This window comes from Exiguobacterium sp. Helios, from assembly GCF_014524545.1.
Taxonomy (GTDB): domain Bacteria; phylum Bacillota; class Bacilli; order Exiguobacteriales; family Exiguobacteriaceae; genus Exiguobacterium_A.
Window position 1 is genome coordinate 191,245 of sequence record NZ_CP053557.1, and the last position, 21,068, is coordinate 212,312.

A 21,068-nucleotide genomic window follows, 5' to 3' on the forward strand; every position below is an offset into this window, starting at 1 on the left:
GAAGTCACATGCCATTAGTCATTGTTGCCATCGGGATTGTTCTGTTACTCGTTTTAATTATGGGGTTAAAATTAAATACGTTCGTTTCGTTAATCATCGTCTCGTTTGTCGTCGCTTTACTGCTCGGAATGCCGCTTGATCAAATCGTCACGACGATTGAAGCCGGTCTCGGCGGAACGCTTGGTCACCTCGCCTTGATCTTCGGACTTGGTGCCATGCTCGGAAAATTGATTGCCGACGCAGGGGGTGCGCAACGAATCGCGATGACGCTTGTCGCGAAGTTTGGGGAAAAGAACATCCAATGGGCCGTCGTTGTCGCTTCGTTCATCATCGGGATCGCGTTATTCTTTGAAGTTGGACTGGTTTTATTGATTCCAATCGTCTTCGCGATCTCACGTCAGTTGCGTGTCTCGATCCTGTATCTCGGGATTCCGATGGTCGCTGCTCTTTCCGTCACACACGGTTTTCTTCCGCCACACCCGGGCCCGACCGTCATCGCCGGGGAGTACGGGGCCGATCTGGGACAAGTTCTCTTATACGGCTTTATCGTGGCCGTGCCGACCGTCATCATTGCAGGACCAATCTTTACAAAAATCGCGAAACGGATCGCACCGGAATCATTCAAAAAAACCGGCAACATTGCGTCACTCGGGGAACAAAAAGAATTTAATTTAGACGAGACACCAGGTTTCGGGATCAGTGTTTTCACAGCGATGCTGCCTGTCCTCCTGATGTCCATCGCAACGATTTTAACGTTATTGCAAAAAACGCTTGGTTGGGAAAGTAACTCTGTTTTATCTGCTGTTCAATTCATCGGAAACGCGTCAACAGCGATGTTGATTTCCTTACTCGTCGCCATCTACACGATGGGACTGGCACGCCAAATTCCGATCAAAACCGTCATGGATTCTTGTACGACGGCCATCACACAAATCGGGATGATGCTACTGATCATCGGCGGCGGTGGTGCCTTCAAGCAGGTCCTGATTGACGGCGGTGTTGGTAAGTTCGTCGCTCAGATGTTTGAAGATACGACATTATCACCGATTTTACTCGCCTGGATCATCGCCGCCATCTTACGGATTTCACTCGGTTCGGCAACCGTCGCTTCACTGACGACAGCCGGGCTCGTCATTCCGTTGCTCGGTCAATCGGATGTCAATCTCGCACTTGTCGTCCTTGCGACAGGAGCCGGCAGTTTGATCGCTTCACACGTCAACGATGCCGGATTCTGGATGTTTAAAGAATATTTCGGATTAACGATGAAAGAAACTTTCGCGACGTGGACCTTACTTGAGACAATCATTTCCGTCTTCGGACTTGGATTCGTTCTCCTGCTCAGTCTCGTCGTCTAAAAAAGGAGTCGGTACACTATGCTACATTCAATCGGAGTCATCGGACTCGGCGTCATGGGGCGCAACATCGCCCTCAACATGGCAAGCCGTCAGGAAGATGTCGCTGTCTATAACTACACCCGTGATTTAACGGATGACTTAATGGCACATAACGAAGGATTGTCGCTACATCCTTATTACGAGGTGGCAGATTTTGTCCAATCCCTTGCCCGTCCACGGAAAATTTTCGTCATGGTCACGGCGGGAAGCGCCATTGATTCGGTCATCGAGTCTCTGATTCCGCATCTTGAAGCAGGCGACATCATCATGGATGGTGGGAATTCGCATTTCCATGATACAGAACGTCGTTTTGCTCAATTGCAACAACACAAGATCGAATATATCGGTGTCGGTGTCTCCGGTGGTGAAGTCGGTGCCCGGACCGGTCCTGCCATCATGCCGGGCGGAACAAAAGAAGCGTACGAGCAAGTCGCACCGATTTTAACGAAGATTGCCGCCAAAGTGAACGGTGAGCCGTGCTGCGTCTACATCGGACCAAAAGGGGCCGGTCATTTCGTCAAGATGGTCCATAACGGGATCGAATACGCCGACATGCAGCTGATCGCGGAAGCGTACAGTTTCCTCCGGGTCCGTCTTGGACTCGACGTTGAAGAAATCGCGGATGTCTTCGCATCTTGGAATGAAGGCGAGCTGAAAAGTTATCTGATCGAGATTACGGCCGATATTCTCCGCAAAAAAGATGATAAGACCGGTCTTCCGTTGATCGATGTCATCTTGGACCAAGCCGGTCAAAAAGGGACAGGCAAATGGACGAGTATGCAATCGATTGATAACGGGATTGCTTCGTCCATCATCACGGAAGCCCTCTTCGCCCGCTATCTCTCGGCTGTCAAAGAAGAACGTGTCGCCGCTGCTGCCGTCCTCGGTGGACCGGAAACCCGTGAGACGCTCGATAAAGAAGTCTGGATCGAACGGATCCGCCAAGCCCTCTACATGGGGAAAATCGCGGCTTACGCGCAGGGTTTCACACAGTACCGAACATCATCCGAACTGTATGACTGGAACTTGCGCCTCGAGGAAATCGCTTTGATTTTCCGTGGCGGCTGCATCATCCGTGCTGAGTTCCTCAATGTCATCAGTGATGCTTTTGCGAAGGACGAGTCGCTTGCGAACCTGATGCTCGCGCCGTACTTCGCGGACAAAGTGCAAGACTATCAAACGGCACTGCGTCAGGTCGTCGCTGAAAGTGCATTATCCGGACTCGCTGCTCCGTGTCTCAGCACGTCGCTGACGTATTACGACAGCTACCGGACGGCTAACTCCAACGCGAATATCCTGCAAGCCCAACGTGATTATTTCGGCGCCCATACGTATGCCCGGACCGATCGCGAAGGAACGTTCCATACGGAATGGCAATAACTTATACAGCTTCTATTTCCTGTTTCATTTAAGGAAATAGGAGTTCTTTTTTTGTTCACACTTTATTTATCAGAATAGGAAATTGCAGGTTATGTCTTGACAAAACTAAGCGGTTATATGAAATTAGTATTAGATTAGAATTATTCTAGTGTGATAGATACAGTTTTTTTCTTTCTACTAGAACAGATTCTTAAATAGAACCCAACAGGAGGATTTTTATCATGTCTTTAATCGGAAGTGAAGTAAAACCATTTAGTGCATCAGCATTCCACAACGGAGAGTTCGTCGATCTTACAGATGCCAACCTTCGTGGAAAATGGAGTGTCGTTTGTTTCTACCCAGCAGACTTTACATTCGTTTGCCCGACTGAGCTCGAAGATCTTCAAAACCAATACGCAACACTCAAAGCACTTGACGTTGAAGTGTACTCGGTTTCAACAGACACGCACTTTACACATAAAGCATGGCACGAAACTTCAGAAACAATCGGTAAAATCGAGTACGTCATGATTGGTGACCCGTCACACGTCATCTCACGTAACTTCGAAGTCTTAAACGAGCAAGACGGACTTGCAGACCGCGGAACGTTCATCATCGATCCGGACGGTGTCATCCAAACTGTTGAAATCAACGCTGGCGGAATCGGTCGTGACGCAAGTACACTCGTCAACAAAATCAAAGCAGCACAATACGTACGCAACAACCCAGGCGAAGTTTGCCCAGCGAAATGGGAAGAAGGTTCTGCAACACTTACACCGAGCCTTGACCTCGTCGGAAAAATTTAAGGAGCGGATTTGAGATGGCTTTAGCAGCAGATATTAAAGCACAACTCGCTCAATACCTCGATTTATTGGAAGGAGATCTTGTCCTCGCGGTCAGCGCCGGGACAGACTCCGTTTCTCTTGAGATGAGCGAGCTCGTCGAAGAAATCGCGAGCATGTCACCACGCATCAGCATCGAACAGGCGGCCTTGCCGCGGACACCAAGCTTCAGCGTCAACCGTGTCGGTGAAGAGAGCGGGATTACGTTTGCCGGGATTCCACTCGGTCACGAGTTCACGTCCCTCGTCTTGGCGTTACTTCAAGTCAGCGGTCGCGCGCCGAAAGTCGACGCCGCACTGATCGAACAGATCAAAGGCATTAAAGAAACGTATCATTTCGAATCGTACATCAGTCTCAGTTGCCACAACTGTCCTGATGTCGTTCAAGCCCTAAACGTCATGAGTGTTCTGAATCCGAACATCAGCCACACGATGATTGACGGCGGTGCCTTTAAACAAGAAGTCGAAGCAAAAGAAATCATGGCTGTCCCGACCGTCTTCGTCAACGGCGAAGCCTTCGGAAACGGTCGGATGTCGCTCGAAGAGATTCTCGCGAAACTCGGTACAGGTGTCGACGCTTCTGATTTTGCGGACAAAGACCCGTACGACGTTCTTGTCGTCGGTGGCGGTCCCGCCGGTGCCAGTGCTGCGATTTACGCGGCACGTAAAGGAATCCGGACGGGAATCGTCGCGGAACGCTTCGGTGGTCAGGTCATGGATACGATGAGTATCGAGAATTTCATCAGCATGAAGTATACGGAAGGTCCGAAACTCGTGGCGAGTCTTGAAGAACACGTCAAAGAGTACGGGATCGATGTCATGAACCTTCAACGGGCGACACGTCTTGAGAAGAAAGACCTCGTGGAACTGGAGCTTGAAAACGGTGCGGTCTTGAAAACGAAAAGTCTGATCCTCTCAACAGGAGCACGCTGGCGTAACATCGGTGTGCCGGGCGAACTTGAATTCAAGAACAAAGGGGTTGCGTACTGTCCTCACTGTGACGGTCCACTCTTCGAAGGAAAACGCGTTGCGGTTATCGGCGGCGGGAATTCCGGTGTCGAAGCGGCGATTGATTTGGCCGGTCTCGTCAAACATGTGACGGTGCTTGAATTTGCACCGGAACTGAAAGCGGACGCGGTCTTACAAGACCGTCTCGCGAGTCTTCCGAACGTCACGGTCGTTGCCAACGCCCAGACGAAGGAAATCACGGGTACGGATAAAGTGAACGGCATCACGTATGTCGAACGCGAAACAGGTGCTGAGCACCATGTCGAGCTCGAAGGCGTTTTCGTCCAGATCGGTCTTGTGCCAAACACAGACTGGCTCGGCGAAACGATCGAACGCAACAAGTTCGGTGAAATCCTCGTTGATCGTCATGGCGCAACGAACATCCCGGGTGTCTTTGCAGCCGGCGACTGTACGGACAGTGCATACAAACAGATCATCATCTCGATGGGATCAGGTGCTACAGCAGCACTCGGTGCTTTCGATTATATGATTCGTAACTGATTATGAAAACGTCTTGCTTCGGCAAGGCGTTTTTTGATTGTAAAATCTAGTATAAACAGAATCGCTACGAACAAAAGAGAATTTTTCCCGTGCTTTTCTCGGGCGAGGCGCAAGCCGCGGCTTTTGCGACCACAGGTCTTAAAGCCGGGTCTCGCCTGCCTCTGACAGCGCGTAAACGCGCTTTTTCCCGTAGAAGTCACGGAAAATCTTCTTTTAGGTCGATGTCGATACTTTCATTAGTAAAGATTCAGATTCGAACTGACCCCTATAAATTGTTCGAAATTGATACTTTTAGCTAGTCCAGCTATCTGATAGATTGAGAGTATTCAAAATCTATCATAAAGAAGGTCTGACACATGCAAAAAGCAGCACCGTATTCAAGCACTCGTACCCGGCAACTCGTCATCACTTCAATGTCGATTGCACTTGTTTTTGTTGCTACATTTTTCATTAATATTAAATTGCCGATCGCGGCAAATGGTGGACTTGTCCATATGGGAACAGCAATGTTGTTCCTGATTGCAATTCTCTTCGGACCCCGGACAGCAATGATTGCCGGCGCGGTTGGAATGGGACTTTTCGATATCATGTCTGGTTGGGCACTTTGGGCGCCTTTCTCCTTTGTCGGTCGCGGTTTACAAGGATTCATCGTCGGTTGGATTGCTTGGACATATGGACGTAACGGAACAAAGCCCGGTGTCAATCTGCTTGCTATGATTGCATCGGTTCCCGCTATGCTCGCTGTCTATTATATCTGTGAAGGAATTTTATATAGCAACTGGGTAGCCCCAGCATTATCCATCCCGGGTAACATCACACAAAACGTCGTCGGGATTCTCGTCGCGATTCCAGTCGGGATTGCCCTAAAGAAAACACGTTTCTTCCGTCAACGCGGCTGATTTCACACAAACAACCCCGCTCTCTTCAAGAGAACGGGGCTTTTTTTGCTTCTTATGATGTGTTTAACGAATCGGTTGTGCTTCCGTTAATTCAAGTGTTTTGGTTGTTTCGGCGTGGATTTGATCAAAGAGTTCCGGATTCGCGACGAGTGACGTGCCGTACGACGGAATCATTTCTTTGATTTTTGCTTCCCAGCCAGGCAGTTGATCCGGGAAACACTTGGCCAGCACTTCTAGCATGACCGGTACGGCTGTTGAAGCGCCTGGTGATGCGCCGAGCAACGCTGCAACCGAACCGTCTGCCGCACTGACGACTTCTGTTCCGAACTGAAGTGTCCCCTTGCCTTGCGGTGTATCTTTGATGACCTGCACCCGTTGACCGGCAACGACGACATCCCAGTCTTCCGTCTTCGCGTTCGGAATGAACTCACGCAGTTCGTTCATCCGTTGCTCCGTCGACAGTAAGACCTGTTCGATCAAGTACTTCGTCAGTCCCATCTCTTTTGCGCCTGCCGCAAGCATCGTCAAGACATTGTTCGGTTTAACCGATGTGATTAAATCAAGATTCGATCCCGTCTTGAGGAACTTCGGCGAGAAGCCAGCAAACGGTCCGAATAAGAGTGATTTTTGACCGTCAATGTAACGTGTATCCAAGTGCGGGACAGACATCGGCGGTGCACCGACTTTCGCTTTCCCGTAGACTTTCGCATGATGACGCTCGGCGATTTCCGGGTTTTTACAGACGAGGAACAAGCCGCTGACCGGGAATCCGCCAATCTGTTTCGACTCCGGAATCCCTGTTTTTTGAAGCAACGGCAAGCTTCCACCGCCGCCGCCGATAAAGACGAACTTCGCGGTATGATGTTCAATCCGGTTGTCGCGTTCGTTTTTGACTTTGACTTCCCAGCCGCCGTCGACCCGTTTCAAGTCTTCGACACCGTGACCGTAGTTAATCTCGACATCAAGTTGTTTTAAATGATCAAACAGAATCCGTGTCAGTGCTCCGAAATTGACGTCCGTTCCCGAATCGATTTTAGTTGCTGCGATCGGCTCCGGTGATGTCCGGCCTTCCATGATCAACGGAATCCATTGTTTCAGCTGTTCCGGATCTTCCGAAAATTCCATCCCTTTGAACAACGGATTAGCTGAGAGCGCTTCCAATCGTTTTTTCAGGAATGTGACGTTTTCCGCCCCTTCGACCATACTCATATGTGGAATCGGCATGATGAATTCTTTTGGATTCGGCAACACCTGTTCTTTGACGAGGTGCGACCAGAACTGGCGCGACAACTGAAACTGCTCGTTGACCTTGACGGCCTTGCTGATGTCGATCGTTCCGTCGGTGTTTTCCGTCGTATAGTTCAGTTCACAAAGTGCTGCGTGACCTGTCCCCGCGTTGTTCCATTCATTTGAACTTTCTTCCCCAGCACTTGCTAACTTCTCGAATACTTTAATCTTCATGTCCGGCGCAAGCTCTTTTAATAAGACCCCTAACGTTGCGCTCATGACTCCGGCACCAATCAAAATAACATCTGTTTGTTTAGGCATACTGCTCATGATATCCTTCCTATCCCCGTTTGATATTATGGACCTGTCATACCAGTTGAAAGCGCTCGTATGACGACAACTTACCTTTCCAGTATAACCCTATCACAGGTCATTCATAAATTAAAATATTGGGTGTCTCCACTTAAAAATAAATCGGCTTCCGAGTGTAATAGGACACATCCGAAGACATACTTTCCAGCAAACGGGCTATATACTCCTATAGAAGAAAAAGGAGGAACGTGCATGGCAACGCGCTGGATTTTCGGCAATCAACTCAATCACAGCTTACCGCTTCTGACAGAAGCGGATCCAGAAGAAGATATCATCCTGATGGTCGAAGCAACGTCCCGCTCGACCTGGAAGGCATATCATAAACAAAAATTGGTGCTGATCTTTTCGGCGATGCGTCATTTCGCAGAAGAACTCCGGGACAAAGGATTTAAAGTCGATTACCGGGAAGCGGACTCGTTTGACGATGCTTGGAAGCAGCACCAGAAGCAGTACAAACCGACACACCTGCTCTATACAGCCATCACAGACGAACCGATGCGCCGTATCATGCAAAAATTTCAGGACGCTCTCCCGAAAACGATCACCGTCAACATCTGTTCCGATGTTCCGCTCTTTTTATTGACGCAGGACGAAGCTGTGGCACTACTTGGGGATAAACCGTGGAAGATGGATCGCTTTTACCGGCAGCTTCGAAAAGACCGTCGCCTGTTGATGAACGGAAACAAACCACTCGGCGGAAAATGGTCGTTTGATGCGGATAACCGAAAACCGGCGAAGGACGGCGTTGATTTTAAAGTACCGATCCGGTTTCGTCCGGATCAGATCACACGCGACGTCATGAAAAAAGTCGAAACGTCATTTGCCGATCATCCGGGGCAGCTTGAGACATTCCACTGGCCGGTTACCCGAACGGAAGCCCAGCGCGCGCTCGCCCGGTTCATTGAGGAACGGCTAGAGACATTCGGCACTTATCAGGATGCGATGCTAACGGGAGAGGATACGTTATCCCACTCCCTGCTCTCCTCGTCGATCAATATCGGCTTACTGTCACCGGACGAAGTCATCAAAGCGGCGGCGGCCGCACTGGAAGACCAGGAAGCACCGCTTAATGCTGTCGAAGGATTCATCCGGCAGATTCTCGGGTGGCGCGAATACATGCGGGCGGTTTATTTAAGTAAGATGCCGGGGTACGAACAGGTCAATGTCCTGCAACACAACCGAGATTTGCCGGACTTCTTCTGGGACGGCGAAACAACGATGACGTGTGTCGCGGAATCACTGCGTCCAGTCGTCGAAACGGCGCACAATCACCACATTCAGCGGCTGATGGTGCTCGGGAACTTTGCTAATCTGTTTGAGATTTCCCCGCAACAAACAGCGGACTGGTTTAACGAAATGTATATCGATGCCTATGAATGGGTCGTCCTGCCGAACGTTCTCGGGATGGCGTTGCATGCCGACGGCGGTCTCTTGTCGACAAAACCGTACATTGCGTCGGCAAACTATATTCATAAAATGAGCGATTATTGCGGGAACTGTCCCTTTAACCAGAAGGATGCGCTTGGCGACAATGCCTGTCCCTTCAACGCCTTATACTGGGACTTCATCGCCCGGCACGAGGAACGTTTCGCCGGTAACCAACGGATGTCGATGATGTACCGGCAGTGGGCAAAACGCGACAAAGCGGACCAGCAGGCGATTCGCAAAAAAGCGACCGCCTTGAAGAAACAGCTGGCGGATGGCACATTTCACCGCTGAGTCTCGTATCAAAAAATAAGACCCGGCTCCCTGACAAGTAAGGCAGGGAGCCGGGTCTTTACTTATTTCCTTGATGTATTATGCACTATGACGTTCTGCTTTTTGATGTTTTTTCGTCCGCAGCTGATACAGGACAAACAATCCGATGAACCAGACCGGTGTCAGGAGAAGCGCAGGACGTGTTTCATCCGCAACCAGCATGACGATTAAGATCAGCGTGAACAGACCGAGCACAAGATAGTTAACGAACGGTGTGAGTGGCGCTTTGAACGTCGATGCAGCATGCAATTCAGGCTGTGTCTTCTTGTATTTCAAGTGACAGACGAGAATAACGCCCCAAACCCAGATGAAACAGATCGCACTGATCGTCGTCACGATGCTGAACGCTTGTCCCGGAAGTAATTTACTCAACAGAGCCCCACCCGAGACGACCAGCGTCGAGACGAACAACGCATTCGCCGGCACATGATTTTTATTGAGCTTCGAAAATGATTGAGGTGCCTGTTTTTGATTCCCGAGATTATAGAGAATCCGGCTCGTCGAGAACATTCCGCTGTTACAAGCAGATGCGGCTGATGTCAGAACGACGAAGTTGATGATTCCGGCCGCGACCGGAATCCCAATCAGACTAAACGTCTTGACGAACGGACTTTCCGTTGCGTTCAGTCCGGTCCATGGATTGATCATCAAGAGGACAAGCAAGGCACCGACGTAGAAGAACAAAATCCGTAACGGAATTTTATTGATTGCGGACGGAATGTTCTTTTTCGGATCAGCCGTTTCGGCGGCCGAGACTCCGACCAGTTCCACTCCGACATAAGCGAAGACGACCATTTGGAACGACAACAGGAATCCGGTGACACCGTTCGGGAACATCCCGCCGTGCTGCCACAAGTTCTTGACCGTGACCGGTCCTGCATCCGTATTAAAGCCGATCACGAGCAAAACGATTCCGACGCCGATCAAGACTAAAATCGTGACGACTTTGATCAAGGCGAACCAAAACTCGAGTTCTCCGAACAGTTTGACCGTCAGGAGATTAAAGCCGAGTAAGATCAACAGGGCGATAACGGCCGGAATCCATTGTGGGATATCAAACCAGTATTTGACGTAAACACCGACGGCGATCACGTCGGCCATCGCCGTCATGATCCAGCAGAACCAATACGTCCAGCCGGTTACGAACGCGGCGCGCGGTCCGAGATAATCTTCCGCGATATCCGTCAGGGACTGATAACCGGCTTTTGACAACAGTAACTCTCCGAGTGCCCGCATGACGAAGAAAATCGCAATCCCGACAAGCAGATAAGCAAATACGATCGATGGACCGGCCAGCTGAATCGCTTTCCCCGATCCTAAAAACAACCCTGTTCCGATCGTTCCACCAATCGCAATCAATTGGACATGACGATTCGATAAATCCCGCTTTAATCCTTGCTGTTCCAAACCTGAACTCCTCCTTTGATGATCTCTCTGTTTCCCCCCCGGTCAGACTGTTCTGTCAGTCCAACAAAAAAAGAGACTGGACGGGTGTCCAATCTCAAAAAAATCATCAGAATAGCAAATAATCATTTTCCGGTCGGCAAAGCCCACACAAAAAAATAAAGATTTAGTACTCTTCTGTCCTTTTGCCTGAGATTGTGAACCCTTCGGCGCCGTTTACACGGTCTCTCCAGAAGCTGCTCCTGCCATAGTTTGACCCATGACAATCATAGCTTTCTCTTTTTATTCGGTTGCTGAGGTGACATAATCACCTGAATTGTTTCTAATACTAGTAATCTTATGATCGTTTGTCAACCGTTTTATCAAATTCTTTCATTTCTTCTTTCATAACTTGAAAGAGGATTTTCCATTCTATTACCAGAACTCTTTCATATGGTTACATCTAGAGGAGGTACTTACATTGCAGACCTATTATCTTATCCGACATTGTGAAGCAACCGGACAAGCAGCCGATGCTCCGTTGACGCCACAAGGTCAAAAACAAGCGCTATTACTCGCTGATTTTTTTAAATCCATTCCGATTGACCGGATTTTATCGAGTCCATTTCGACGCGCATACGACACTGTTTTTCCGCTTTCCACTATGTATAATTGTCCAATCGAATTGGAGAATCGGTTGCAGGAACGTATACTCAGTACTTCTTCGTTAAATGACTGGCGGGCTGACTTAAAAGCGACATTTTCCGATCTCAAGCTCCGATTTCCCGGTGGTGAATCCAGTCGTGAAGCAATGGAACGGACCTCATCTGTCCTCCATGAGGCATTTCTTCATCCTGCCCGTCACACCGTATTGGTGACGCACGGAAACGCGATGGCTCTATTGTTAAAATCCATCGATTCAAATTTTGGCTATCCGGACTGGGAACAGTTGCGTAACCCGGATATCTATCGTCTCGTCAAAAACTCTGAGGGTCTGACTTTCGAACGCTTGCCTTTCAATGAGCAAACAGACTGAAGGAAAAACGTCATTTTTTCAAGTATTCACCAAATGCATCTGACGACTTTTTACCTATTCTTTTATCTTATAGGAAACATAAGAATTATCTATTTTACTTCCCCTTCGAACTCGACTACATTTAACGAATTTATAACAAAGTGAAGTAGTTCAAATCCCTGTCAGACAGGGATTTGTCTTAAGAAAAGAAGGGGTATGTTATGTCTACACAATCTAATCATGCACGAAAAGGGTATTTGATGATGGCTGTCCTCTGGTTCGCCTATGCGACGTTCGCCATGAACTGGGTCGCCGGTTCCTCATTACCCCCGCAAATCACGGCTCATTTCTTCGGAGACCGGACCGTTGACCCGTTGATTTCACAACTCGTCAATTATTCAATCACGACGGCCCGCGTCTTCGCGAACATTTTGGCGGCACTGATTTTGATGAAACTGGGACCTAAAAAAGCACCGATGCTCGCCCTGTTGTTTCTGATGATGTCCATCGTCGCCATTTATCTGCCGAACTACTGGGCCTATACGGCGGCACGGATGGTCATGGGTCTCGGCGGCTCGATGGTCATTGTCTACATGAATCCGGTCGTCACCCGTTACATCAGCGATCCGACGGAAAAACTGCGGATCAATGCGCTCAATACCGTCTCGTATAATGTCGGTGCGTTTGTCGTCTCGTTACTGTTTACGTTTTTTGCGACACAATTCACGAACAACTGGCAGCTGCCGTTAACGATTTTTGCTGCTTTGACAGCGATTCTGTTCCTCGCCTGGTTGATTTTTAGTGAAGAATTTGACTTAAATACGGCAAGCGATCAAAACGAAGTCGTCACGGCTTACGGCTACCGGGATGCGATTAAAGACAGCTTCTTATGGAAGTATGCGATCGCGTTCGGCGGCTTCCTGACACTTTACATCCTGTCGCTCGTCGGACTCAAACCGGTGTTTGACACGTATACTGAGTTAAACGGATCGCTCGTTAATCTGCTGGTCTCCGGTGCCGGTATTATCGGAACCTTCGTCGGTCTGAAAATCGGCAGCCGCGGGACACCGCGAAAACCGATTCTTCTGATCAGCGGCTTCGTGATGATCGGCAGCTTCATCGTCACGGTTGCGTTTGGCAACATATCACCGCTCGTCTCGTATATCTTTGCTTTCGTCTCTGGGTTCGCGATGTACATTCAGTATCCGATTTTCATGAATCTGGCCCACGAAATGAAGGGTATGACACCACAAAAGATCACCGTCTTGTTCGGCCTGTTCTGGGCGATTGCGTAGGCAACCCAAACCATCTTTACGATTATTTGGAGTTACACGCTCGGTCAGATGGCTTATACGGCGTCGATGGTCGTCTTTTTCCTCAGCTGTTCGACTTACCTGATCTTTAGTCTCTTTTTACCGGAAACCAAACCGAAACAATCGGTTCCGGCTTCGAAAAAAACAGCCTGATTGCAAACAATCCCCAGTGTCGCCTGCGACCTGGGGATTGTTTATTTTTGATGCGCACCGTATTGATTGCGCAGGATGAACAGCAACCGAATCAACGGTTCATGATAGGAAATAAAGACTCCTTTCCGAATCCCGGTAATGATTTCCTCTTCCGTCGCCCATTTGACAGTTTGGACTTCTTCTTCCTGTAACGTCAAGGTCGTCAAATCGACTTCCGTTTCAATTAAGTAATAGTCGTCAAATCCGACTTCAAACGGCACCGTCAACTGTGGACGCCGTCCTTCGAATGACAGCGATAGTCCGAGTTCCTCGAACAATTCGCGCTCGGCAGCCATTTGACTCGTGTCACCAGTCGTCGCACTTCCGCCGACACTGAGGTCCCACATGTTCGACCAGCCCTCTTTGAACGGCTGGCGTTGCTGAATCAACATTTGTCCTTGTTCGTTAAACAGACAGACGTGCACAACAAGATGGTAATCGCCGTCTTTTAACTCCGTCCCCCGCGGCCAGGTCCGGCCTGTTTTTACGCGATCTGCCGTATAAATATCCCATCGTTCCATTTATTTCTTCCCCCTCGTCCAGTCATCTGAAAATAGCGTCGAAACCGTCTTATCGGCTTTCACCCGGTCAAGGCCGAGGACGACACTCAAAAACAGTTGTTCTGCCGTGTCGTCGAGCAGTGTCAATTCGTATTGTTTGCCGAAGCGGACCCACCGTCTTTTGCCTTGCCCGATTTTATTTCCCTGATACATGACGCTGAACGTCATCGTCGCCCAGTTGATGTCGACATGCAACTCCCGGCTGTCAATCCGGTAATTCGAAAACATCACAAATCTGGTTTTTTGAATCGTTGCAACGACACGCCCGTCCAGTTCAATCAGGACGTGAGGCAACATACTGAACGTCTGTTTCGTCACCCGACCGACTTCGGATCCTTCGTGCACGAGTTGCCAGTGTTTCTGCATCTGGAACAACTGTCCTCTTACTTCATATGCGATCTGTCCGGCTTCATCCGCAACCGTAAATCGGCGATTCCATTCAAACGACTGTTTCATCAAAAGCTGTTTCATATCCGTTTCCTCTCCTGAGTGCTTTCTTACGACGAACTGGATTCTTCATCTTCTTTGACACAGTCGATAGCGACAACAAGCGCAATCAAAATCTTCTCGATGTCCGGATCAAAGACTTGAATTTCATAACTGTCACCAAACGTGAACCATTTTTTCTCGACACTTCCGACGACTTCGCCGTGACGCTTGATTTCAAAATCCATATCCAACCAGTCTCCGTCGATTTCGAGATCTGCCGCATCAATCGTATAGCGGTCTTTAAAGAACGTAAATGATTTCTCGATTGTCAGTGTTTCCCCGTCGACTTCGATAAAAAACTTCGGCAACAGGCTGAGCATTTTTTTCGTGATGACGGCGACTTCCTCACCATCAACCGTCGAGATTGAAAAAGTCTTCGGCAGCTTCATAAAGCTGCCTTCGACGAGATAGACGTCCTGTTCCTGCTGATCTTGAATCGAAAATCGTCCCCGTAAACTGAATACTTTCTGTTTCATGTACAGTGTATGCATAAGAAATCATCCTCTCCTTTATCTTATCCGTTAGGTTTGTATTCTTTAGGCAAGTGGTATCTTGATAGAACCGTCTTGTTTTACCTTATTCGACTAACATATTTGGTTTTCCCTCTTCATCGTCCCGCCGCTCCCACTCCTGAAGGAGGCACTCCTATGTCGACTGATACCATCATTCTGACGATTATCCTGACATTGATCTCACTCATCATCTTCGTTCCGTTAGTGCTTGGGCTTTATCTGTGGAACATTGATCATAAACAACAGGAGCACTCCATCTTACGAAACTTTCCCGTTCTCGGAAAAATCCGTTACATCCTTGAAAAAATCGGTCCTGAACTTCGGCAGTACTTATTCTTAAACAACAATGAAGACAAACCGTTTTCCCGGAATGATTATAAAACCGCGGTTCTGGCCGGTAAATATAATACGCGGACGATGGGATTTGGTTCCGAACGTGATTTTGAGGCAGCCGGCTTTTATTTGCAAAATGCCCTTTTTCCGACGAACCGTCAGGAACTGCGGATCGATAATCAACATAAAATTACGACTCATCTCTATCAACTTGATCAGGATAATCTCCTGACCCGTAAGGAACACTTGGTCGAAAAGCAGATTGCACCGTTTTTACTTCCTGCCGCTGACGCTCCGATCATTGGGGAGCATACCTGCCGTCATCCGTTTCAAGTCTTCGGACTAATCGGTCAGTCGGCGATGAGTTTCGGTGCGCTCGGTGACCGGGCGATTACGGCACTATCAATCGGTCTCGGCCAGGCGCAGGGAACCTGGATGAATACCGGTGAAGGCGGACTGTCCGACTATCACTTAAAAGGTGACGTGGATATCATCTTCCAGATTGGTCCGGGACTATTTGGTGTCCGGACGGAAGACGGCTCTTTTTCGCTCGAACAATTCAAACAGAAAAGTGAACTGATGCAAATCAAAGCCTTCGAACTAAAACTGGCGCAGGGTGCAAAAACACGGGGCGGTCATCTCGAAGGCGAGAAAGTCACGGCGGAAATCGCGGCCGTCCGGAACGTCAAAGCCGGTGTCAGCATCGACAGCCCGAACCGTTTCAACGAATTTCAGACGCCGGAAGAGATGCTTGCTTTTGTTGAACTATTACGGGAAACCGGCGGAAAGCCAGTCGGCATCAAACTGGTCGTCGGTAATCTAAACGATCTGCATGAACTCGTCTCTTACATGGAAACGTCCGGAAAACATCCGGATTTCATTACGATTGATGGCGGAGAAGGCGGAACCGGTGCGTCGTTCCAGGAACTTGCGGATGCGGCCGGTTTACCGCTCAAATCGGCCCTGCCGTATCTGCATCAGTTGCTGGTCGCTCACGGCATCCGCGACCGGATCAAACTGTTTGCTTCCGGCAAACTGATCAGTGCCGATAAGATTGCGGTCGCTTTAGGGCTTGGTGCCGATTTCGTCAACATCGCCCGCGGTCTGATGTTTAACGTCGGTTGCATCCAGGCGCAAGTCTGTCACACGAACCATTGTCCGGTCGGAGTCGCGACGACCGATCCGAAACTCCAACAAGCGCTGATCGTCGATGAAAAAAGTTTCCGGGTGACGAACTACATCATCTCGCTCCGGGAAGGGTTATATAATCTGACCGCTGCTGCCGGTCTGAAGTCACCGACCGAGTTGTCGGCAAAGCATATCATCTACAAACAATCGAACGGACAAGTCACACCGGCCACCGCCTTGATTCATTATCCGGTGCCGCCCCTTTCCTAAACCATCCGCTTGCACTTTTTCCTCATTACGCTTAAAGTGTATAGTTGATGAAATTTTAATTGTGCAAAACGAATTACCTTAAGGAAAGGGTTTTATATACGATGAAAAACAACTTTTGGCAGGACCTGCCACGACCATTTTTTGTACTTGCTCCAATGGAAGATGTCACGGACGTCGTCTTCCGTCACGTCGTCGCGAAAGCGGCACGTCCGGATGTCTTCTTCACTGAATTTACGAATACGGAAAGTTACTGTCATCCAAAAGGCAAACAGAGTGTCCGCGGACGCCTTGAGTTCACGGAAGATGAACAGCCGATGGTCGCCCATATTTGGGGCGACAAACCGGAATATTTCCGTGAAATGAGTATCGGGATGGCGGAAATGGGCTTTAAGGGAATCGACATCAACATGGGTTGCCCGGTTCAGAACGTCGCCGTCAACGGAAAGGGATCGGGACTGATCAACCGCCCCGACGTCGCCGCTGAACTGATTCAAGCAGCGAAAGCCGGCGGTCTGCCGGTCAGCGTCAAGACACGCCTCGGTTATTCCAAAGTCGAAGAATGGCATGACTGGTTACGCCACATTCTTGAACAGGACATCGCCAACCTGTCGATTCACCTGCGGACGCGTAAAGAAATGAGTGCGGTCCCGGCCCATTTCGAACTGATTCCGGAAATCAAGAAGCTCCGCGATGAAGTGGCACCACAGACACTCTTGACGATCAACGGAGACATCAACGACCGTCAACACGGTCTTGAACTCGTCGAGCAGTACGGTGTCGACGGTGTCATGATCGGACGCGGGATTTTCCATAACCCGTTCGCGTTCGAAGTTGAAAAGAAAGACCATTCGAGCGAAGAATTACTGGATCTGTTGCGTCTGCAACTCGACTTACATGATCAGTATTCATCTGAATTCGAACCGCGTCTTTTCAAACCGCTCCGCCGGTTCTTCAAGATTTATGTCCGCGGTTTCCGCGGGGCGAGCGAATTACGCGCCCGTCTGATGGATACGAATTCAACAGACGATGTCCGTGCTTTGCTTGACGAATTCGTCGAACAAGAAGGCATTCACGCTGTTAATTCGTTTTCGATTTAAAGATTTGAATTGAACATGCAAAAGAGCAAGGCATCGCGCCTTGCTCTTTTCTTTGTCGTTAGTTGGATTCCGCTTCAAGTCGAATCTTTAAACAGGTGAATTCAAACGGTGTATCGCATGTCACTCGTTCCAAGCGCCGTTTCCCGACGCGCCGATCGAGCAACGCAAAGCCGCGGATGAAGGCATGGGGATGCGTCAACGCCTCTTCAATCGAGAGCGTCGGATACAGCAACAAATCCTGTTGTACGCCGTAACTAGCATGCCATCCCTCTTCCTCCAACTCACGTTCAATCTGCTCATTTAATTCACTCGATGCCTTGTACCAATCCGATTGAAAGATATCCAGTGTAAAACAGACGGGTTTTTCAGGTAATCGTGCCTTCGCCAACTCATAACGACGATCTGACTCTAATGTAAACCGTAAATCCTCCGCCTTAAAAAAAGTTTTTCCGTCCAGCGTCATCCAAACTCGAGCTTCACCATCGTGAAAACGACGGTCGACTGTCGCATAGAGATTTATACGCTGCTGAAGCTGTGGTGCGACGAACGATAATATCTGCTTTTTCATTTTTGAGAATTGCATCGGGTCCTCCTTTTAAACGCGTTAAACACCAGACAGCAACTGACTGCCTGGTGTTTAGTTTACCCGTTTTTCATATGGAACGATTCCGTTAACGTAAAGGTGATGTTTTTGAGCTCAAGCCCGCCAAGCGCAAAGTACAATTTGAAGTAGTTGTGCGGATTAAAGACGAAGACATCTTTCGTCTGCGTCACCCATTCGCCGTTCGTGCCGTTAAACGTAAACGTTGCGACCGGCATGTTGTTCGCAAACAAGGTCACCGGCATCTGTGCCAGTTCCCCGGCATACGACCGGGCTTCGAACGTGACGTGGTACATCCCCGTTTCTTCCGCCGTCACGGCAAAGACGTGGCTGCTTCCGGTCGACGTATCGAGTTCGTCGAAAACGATCGGAACGCCGCTCTGAAGTTGCTGATGCGTCACCGCCTGTTCGTTCAGATCATCCGTTTCTTCCGGCAATCCGGTGACCTCAACCGTTGATTCCTGACCAAGCGTCCGCTCCATGACCGGTGACTGCAGGATGAACTGACAGATATTCGCCGCACTCCGTAACAACTCCGCCCGTGTCAACGTCCCGTCTGCAAGCGACGACAGCGTATCATCCTCAAACGGATTCGCCCCCGGTTCTCCGACGACCATGTAGAGATCGTTTTGTGAACGGACCATCGTCGCCGTCTGTTGCCGGTTGGCTTCCGTTTCTTCCGTATTGATCTTCGCCCACCAGTCGGTCATGACGACACCGTCAAAGCCCCACTCGTCGCGGAGAATCCGGGTATTCTGATCATACAAGCCGGCGGTCCACAGACCATTGACGGCACCGTATGTCGTCATGATCGCATATGCCTGTCCCCGTTTGATGGCATGTTCAAATCCTTTCAGATAAATCTCCCGTAACGCCCGTTCCGAGACGATCGAATCGAGATCATGACGATGGAATTCCTGATTGTTGGCACTTAAATGCTTCAGCGTTCCGGTCACGCCAACCCGGTGCATCCCGTCGAGCTGGGCGACAGCCATCATCCCCGTTAAATGTGGATCTTCCGAGAAGTATTCGAAGTTCCGGCCGTTGAGTGGATGACGGTGAATGTTCATCCCCGGTCCAAGCAACGTATCGATGCCGTTTTTCCGGAGTTCAAGCCCTGTCATCTCAAATAAATCCGCGACTAAATCGACGTTGAACGTTGAGGCGACGAGCGTTCCGTTCGGCAGTGAGAAAGCTTTTGTTCCGATATCCATCCGGATGCCGGACGGACCGTCGGCACAGCAGGCTGCCGGAATCCCGAACGCTGTCAGCCGGTCGGTCACGCCACCAAACGCCGCTGCCGTTCCCGGAGTAACGCGTGGGGAGTTCATTCCTTCACCGCGGACGATCGCCGCAAGATCCTCATCCATCAACTGATCGAGGAACACGTCGAGCGACGTCTTCTCTTCGTAGACATCCTTCAGGGTCAGTCCCTGGTTGTCCGAATACGTGCGTGCTGCCGGTCGTTCGGCTAAACGGCGGGCTTCCGGATCAATCGTCCGAAGTGGTGTCGCTTCATACGTCACGTCATATCCGGTCTCTGTCTGTTGCGGCTTTAACCGGTCGAATGCCGTGACCGGTGCCATGTTTTCACTTAACGTCTCAACGACACGTAACGTCTCAATCGTTTGTGTTGCCACATGCGCCGCTGTCCGGACGTCCGTTCCGGCGTACAGATGATAAGCACCCGCTTCGATGACGTAAGACGATTTATGTCCGGTCACGCCGGCATCATCGTAACTTGCATATTCCGTCAGAGGCACCGTCAACGTTGCCGTCTCCTGTTGCCCCGGTTCGAGCTGTTGCGTCTTCGTAAAGGCTACGAGTCCCCGTGCCGGGTTACCCAGTTGTCCCTGTGGTTTTTCAAGATACACCTGGACGACTTCTTTCCCGCTACACGTCCCTGTGTTCGTGACGGTGACCGTTAACGTGACTTGTTGCTCCGTCATGTCGACCGTATCCGTTACGACATCAAACGTCGTATAGGATAAACCAAACCCGAACGGATAGAGGACGTCGTCTTTCGCAAACGTCTCGAAGTAACGGTATCCGACATAGATGTCTTCTTTGTAAATCGCCCGGTCTTCATGACCGAAGTATGGCGTCGACGGATAGGCATCGAGCGAACGGACAATCGTATCCGGCAGTTTTCCGGATGGTGTGACCGCTCCCGTCAAAAGATCGATCAAGGCGTTGCCGCCTTCCATTCCGCCTTGCCATCCGTACAGGATTGCACTCGGGTTAAAATCAAACGCCCACTGCATGTCGATGACATTGCCGACGTTTAACAGGACAACCGTCTTCGAAAATGCTCCGGAGACTTTCTCAATCAGTGTCAACTCGACGTCCGTCAGCAGGTAACTGCCGGGATTCGCTGTATTATCGCGGTCTTCACCGGCCGTCCGGCCAATCATGATGATGGCAACGTCCGATTGCGACGCTGCGTCTGCGACGACTTCATCCGTAACCGGCATTTCTTCCTGTGACCATGGTTCCGCCGCCCAGCCTTCGCCTTTATCAAACGGATGATCTTTCAGCCAGACTTCATAGACGTCGAGCAACGACTGGTTTACCGTCACATCCGGATGTTGTTGCAACGCTTCGAGCGGACTTGTCACGTGCGTGACGTTGACCATTCCGCCGGACCCCGTTCCGCTTTTGTAATAGTTGAACTGATTGCGTCCGAACACCGAGACTGTTGTTCCCGCAGGCAGCGGCAACGTCTGCTTGTCATTTTTCAGCAGGACCGCTCCTTCTGCGACCGTCTGCCTTGCCAGTGCCGTATAGGCGTTCCAATCTAATGTATATGTCGTCAT

At 49.8% G+C, this 21,068-nt stretch carries 17 protein-coding genes and 1 riboswitch; of the genes, 10 read left to right on the forward strand and 7 right to left on the reverse strand.

The annotated features are described in order from the left end of the window. Positions 1 to 8 precede the first annotated feature (8 nt). The 5 genes from HNY42_RS01010 to HNY42_RS01030 all read left to right on the forward strand — a co-directional run bounded on the left by HNY42_RS01010 (position 9) and on the right by HNY42_RS01030 (position 6,002). Positions 9 to 1,355, forward strand: a complete 1,347-nt coding sequence (locus tag HNY42_RS01010) for a GntP family permease (protein WP_188004947.1) — start codon at positions 9 to 11, stop codon at positions 1,353 to 1,355. Positions 1,356 to 1,373: 18 nt separating this feature from the next. Then, a complete protein-coding gene (gene gnd, locus HNY42_RS01015) occupies positions 1,374 to 2,774 on the forward strand; it encodes a decarboxylating NADP(+)-dependent phosphogluconate dehydrogenase (protein ID WP_188004948.1) in 1,401 nt (466 codons plus the stop codon). 221 nt (positions 2,775 to 2,995) lie between these two features. Next, positions 2,996 to 3,559 carry an alkyl hydroperoxide reductase subunit C gene (gene ahpC / locus HNY42_RS01020; protein WP_012371860.1) on the forward strand — a complete coding sequence of 188 codons (564 nt, stop codon included), beginning with the start codon at positions 2,996 to 2,998 and terminating at the stop codon, positions 3,557 to 3,559. A gap of 14 nt (positions 3,560 to 3,573) precedes the next feature. Beyond that, a complete protein-coding gene (gene ahpF / locus HNY42_RS01025; protein ID WP_026827068.1) occupies positions 3,574 to 5,103 on the forward strand; it encodes an alkyl hydroperoxide reductase subunit F in 1,530 nt (509 codons plus the stop codon). 356 nt (positions 5,104 to 5,459) lie between these two features. After that, positions 5,460 to 6,002, forward strand: coding sequence for an ECF transporter S component (locus HNY42_RS01030; protein ID WP_012371862.1), 543 nt, complete (start codon positions 5,460 to 5,462; stop codon positions 6,000 to 6,002). 63 nt (positions 6,003 to 6,065) lie between these two features. Here HNY42_RS01030 and HNY42_RS01035 read toward each other — a convergent pair whose 3' ends face one another. Continuing rightward, positions 6,066 to 7,559, reverse strand: coding sequence for a malate:quinone oxidoreductase (locus HNY42_RS01035; RefSeq protein ID WP_188004949.1), 1,494 nt, complete (start codon positions 7,557 to 7,559; stop codon positions 6,066 to 6,068). A gap of 234 nt (positions 7,560 to 7,793) precedes the next feature. Between HNY42_RS01035 and HNY42_RS01040 the strand changes: the two genes are divergently transcribed. Further along, entirely contained in the window at positions 7,794 to 9,320 is a 1,527-nt protein-coding gene (locus HNY42_RS01040; RefSeq protein WP_131973559.1) for a cryptochrome/photolyase family protein, read from the forward strand. Between the two features lie 78 nt (positions 9,321 to 9,398). On the opposite strand, the gene HNY42_RS01045 is transcribed toward HNY42_RS01040, so the two are convergent. After that, on the reverse strand, positions 9,399 to 10,766 hold the full coding sequence (locus HNY42_RS01045) for an amino acid permease (protein ID WP_131973560.1): 1,368 nt from the start codon (positions 10,764 to 10,766) through the stop codon (positions 9,399 to 9,401). 164 nt (positions 10,767 to 10,930) lie between these two features. Continuing rightward, a riboswitch (glycine riboswitch) is annotated at positions 10,931 to 11,006 on the reverse strand. A gap of 217 nt (positions 11,007 to 11,223) precedes the next feature. Here HNY42_RS01045 and HNY42_RS01050 point away from each other — a divergent pair. Then, positions 11,224 to 11,778 carry a histidine phosphatase family protein gene (locus tag HNY42_RS01050; protein WP_188004950.1) on the forward strand — a complete coding sequence of 185 codons (555 nt, stop codon included), beginning with the start codon at positions 11,224 to 11,226 and terminating at the stop codon, positions 11,776 to 11,778. Between the two features lie 200 nt (positions 11,779 to 11,978). Continuing rightward, positions 11,979 to 13,052: an MFS transporter gene (locus tag HNY42_RS01055; RefSeq protein WP_131973562.1), complete on the forward strand. Its 1,074-nt coding sequence runs from the start codon at positions 11,979 to 11,981 to the stop codon at positions 13,050 to 13,052. 212 nt (positions 13,053 to 13,264) lie between these two features. Here HNY42_RS01055 and HNY42_RS01060 read toward each other — a convergent pair whose 3' ends face one another. From HNY42_RS01060 to HNY42_RS01070, 3 genes are read right to left on the reverse strand one after another with little or no spacing between them, the layout of a single operon-like run. Then, positions 13,265 to 13,783, reverse strand: a complete 519-nt coding sequence (locus tag HNY42_RS01060) for an NUDIX hydrolase (RefSeq protein WP_131973563.1) — start codon at positions 13,781 to 13,783, stop codon at positions 13,265 to 13,267. Beyond that, positions 13,784 to 14,293 (reverse strand): LURP-one-related/scramblase family protein, encoded by a 510-nt coding sequence (locus HNY42_RS01065; RefSeq protein ID WP_131973564.1) that lies wholly within the window; start codon positions 14,291 to 14,293, stop codon positions 13,784 to 13,786. 26 nt (positions 14,294 to 14,319) lie between these two features. Then, positions 14,320 to 14,802, reverse strand: coding sequence for an LURP-one-related/scramblase family protein (locus HNY42_RS01070; RefSeq protein WP_188004951.1), 483 nt, complete (start codon positions 14,800 to 14,802; stop codon positions 14,320 to 14,322). 156 nt (positions 14,803 to 14,958) lie between these two features. Between HNY42_RS01070 and HNY42_RS01075 the strand changes: the two genes are divergently transcribed. Together HNY42_RS01075 and HNY42_RS01080 are read left to right on the forward strand one after the other, a co-directional pair. Beyond that, entirely contained in the window at positions 14,959 to 16,554 is a 1,596-nt protein-coding gene (locus HNY42_RS01075; protein WP_188004952.1) for an FMN-binding glutamate synthase family protein, read from the forward strand. Between the two features lie 101 nt (positions 16,555 to 16,655). After that, a complete protein-coding gene (locus HNY42_RS01080; RefSeq protein ID WP_012371870.1) occupies positions 16,656 to 17,651 on the forward strand; it encodes a tRNA dihydrouridine synthase in 996 nt (331 codons plus the stop codon). Positions 17,652 to 17,709: 58 nt separating this feature from the next. Here HNY42_RS01080 and HNY42_RS01085 read toward each other — a convergent pair whose 3' ends face one another. Further along, positions 17,710 to 18,234: an SF0329 family protein gene (locus tag HNY42_RS01085; RefSeq protein WP_131973567.1), complete on the reverse strand. Its 525-nt coding sequence runs from the start codon at positions 18,232 to 18,234 to the stop codon at positions 17,710 to 17,712. A gap of 59 nt (positions 18,235 to 18,293) precedes the next feature. Then, a complete protein-coding gene (locus HNY42_RS01090; protein ID WP_131973568.1) occupies positions 18,294 to 21,068 on the reverse strand; it encodes a glycoside hydrolase family 3 protein in 2,775 nt (924 codons plus the stop codon).

Excerpts from the sequence above, each read along its gene's own strand:
- HNY42_RS01040 (WP_131973559.1), top strand. The coding sequence starts at position 7,794 with ATGGCAACGCGCTGGATTTTCGGCAATCAACTCAATCACAGCTTACCG.
- HNY42_RS01060 (WP_131973563.1), bottom strand. The coding sequence starts at position 13,783 with ATGGAACGATGGGATATTTATACGGCAGATCGCGTAAAAACAGGCCGG.
- HNY42_RS01080 (WP_012371870.1), top strand. The coding sequence starts at position 16,656 with ATGAAAAACAACTTTTGGCAGGACCTGCCACGACCATTTTTTGTACTT.
- ahpC (WP_012371860.1), top strand. The coding sequence starts at position 2,996 with ATGTCTTTAATCGGAAGTGAAGTAAAACCATTTAGTGCATCAGCATTC.
- HNY42_RS01055 (WP_131973562.1), top strand. The coding sequence starts at position 11,979 with ATGTCTACACAATCTAATCATGCACGAAAAGGGTATTTGATGATGGCT.
- ahpF (WP_026827068.1), top strand. The coding sequence starts at position 3,574 with ATGGCTTTAGCAGCAGATATTAAAGCACAACTCGCTCAATACCTCGAT.
- HNY42_RS01075 (WP_188004952.1), top strand. The coding sequence starts at position 14,959 with ATGTCGACTGATACCATCATTCTGACGATTATCCTGACATTGATCTCA.
- HNY42_RS01065 (WP_131973564.1), bottom strand. The coding sequence starts at position 14,293 with ATGAAACAGCTTTTGATGAAACAGTCGTTTGAATGGAATCGCCGATTT.
- HNY42_RS01035 (WP_188004949.1), bottom strand. The coding sequence starts at position 7,559 with ATGAGCAGTATGCCTAAACAAACAGATGTTATTTTGATTGGTGCCGGA.
- HNY42_RS01010 (WP_188004947.1), top strand. The coding sequence starts at position 9 with ATGCCATTAGTCATTGTTGCCATCGGGATTGTTCTGTTACTCGTTTTA.
- HNY42_RS01070 (WP_188004951.1), bottom strand. The coding sequence starts at position 14,802 with ATGCATACACTGTACATGAAACAGAAAGTATTCAGTTTACGGGGACGA.
- HNY42_RS01090 (WP_131973568.1), bottom strand. The coding sequence starts at position 21,068 with ATGACGACATATACATTAGATTGGAACGCCTATACGGCACTGGCAAGG.
- gnd (WP_188004948.1), top strand. The coding sequence starts at position 1,374 with ATGCTACATTCAATCGGAGTCATCGGACTCGGCGTCATGGGGCGCAAC.
- HNY42_RS01030 (WP_012371862.1), top strand. The coding sequence starts at position 5,460 with ATGCAAAAAGCAGCACCGTATTCAAGCACTCGTACCCGGCAACTCGTC.
- HNY42_RS01085 (WP_131973567.1), bottom strand. The coding sequence starts at position 18,234 with ATGCAATTCTCAAAAATGAAAAAGCAGATATTATCGTTCGTCGCACCA.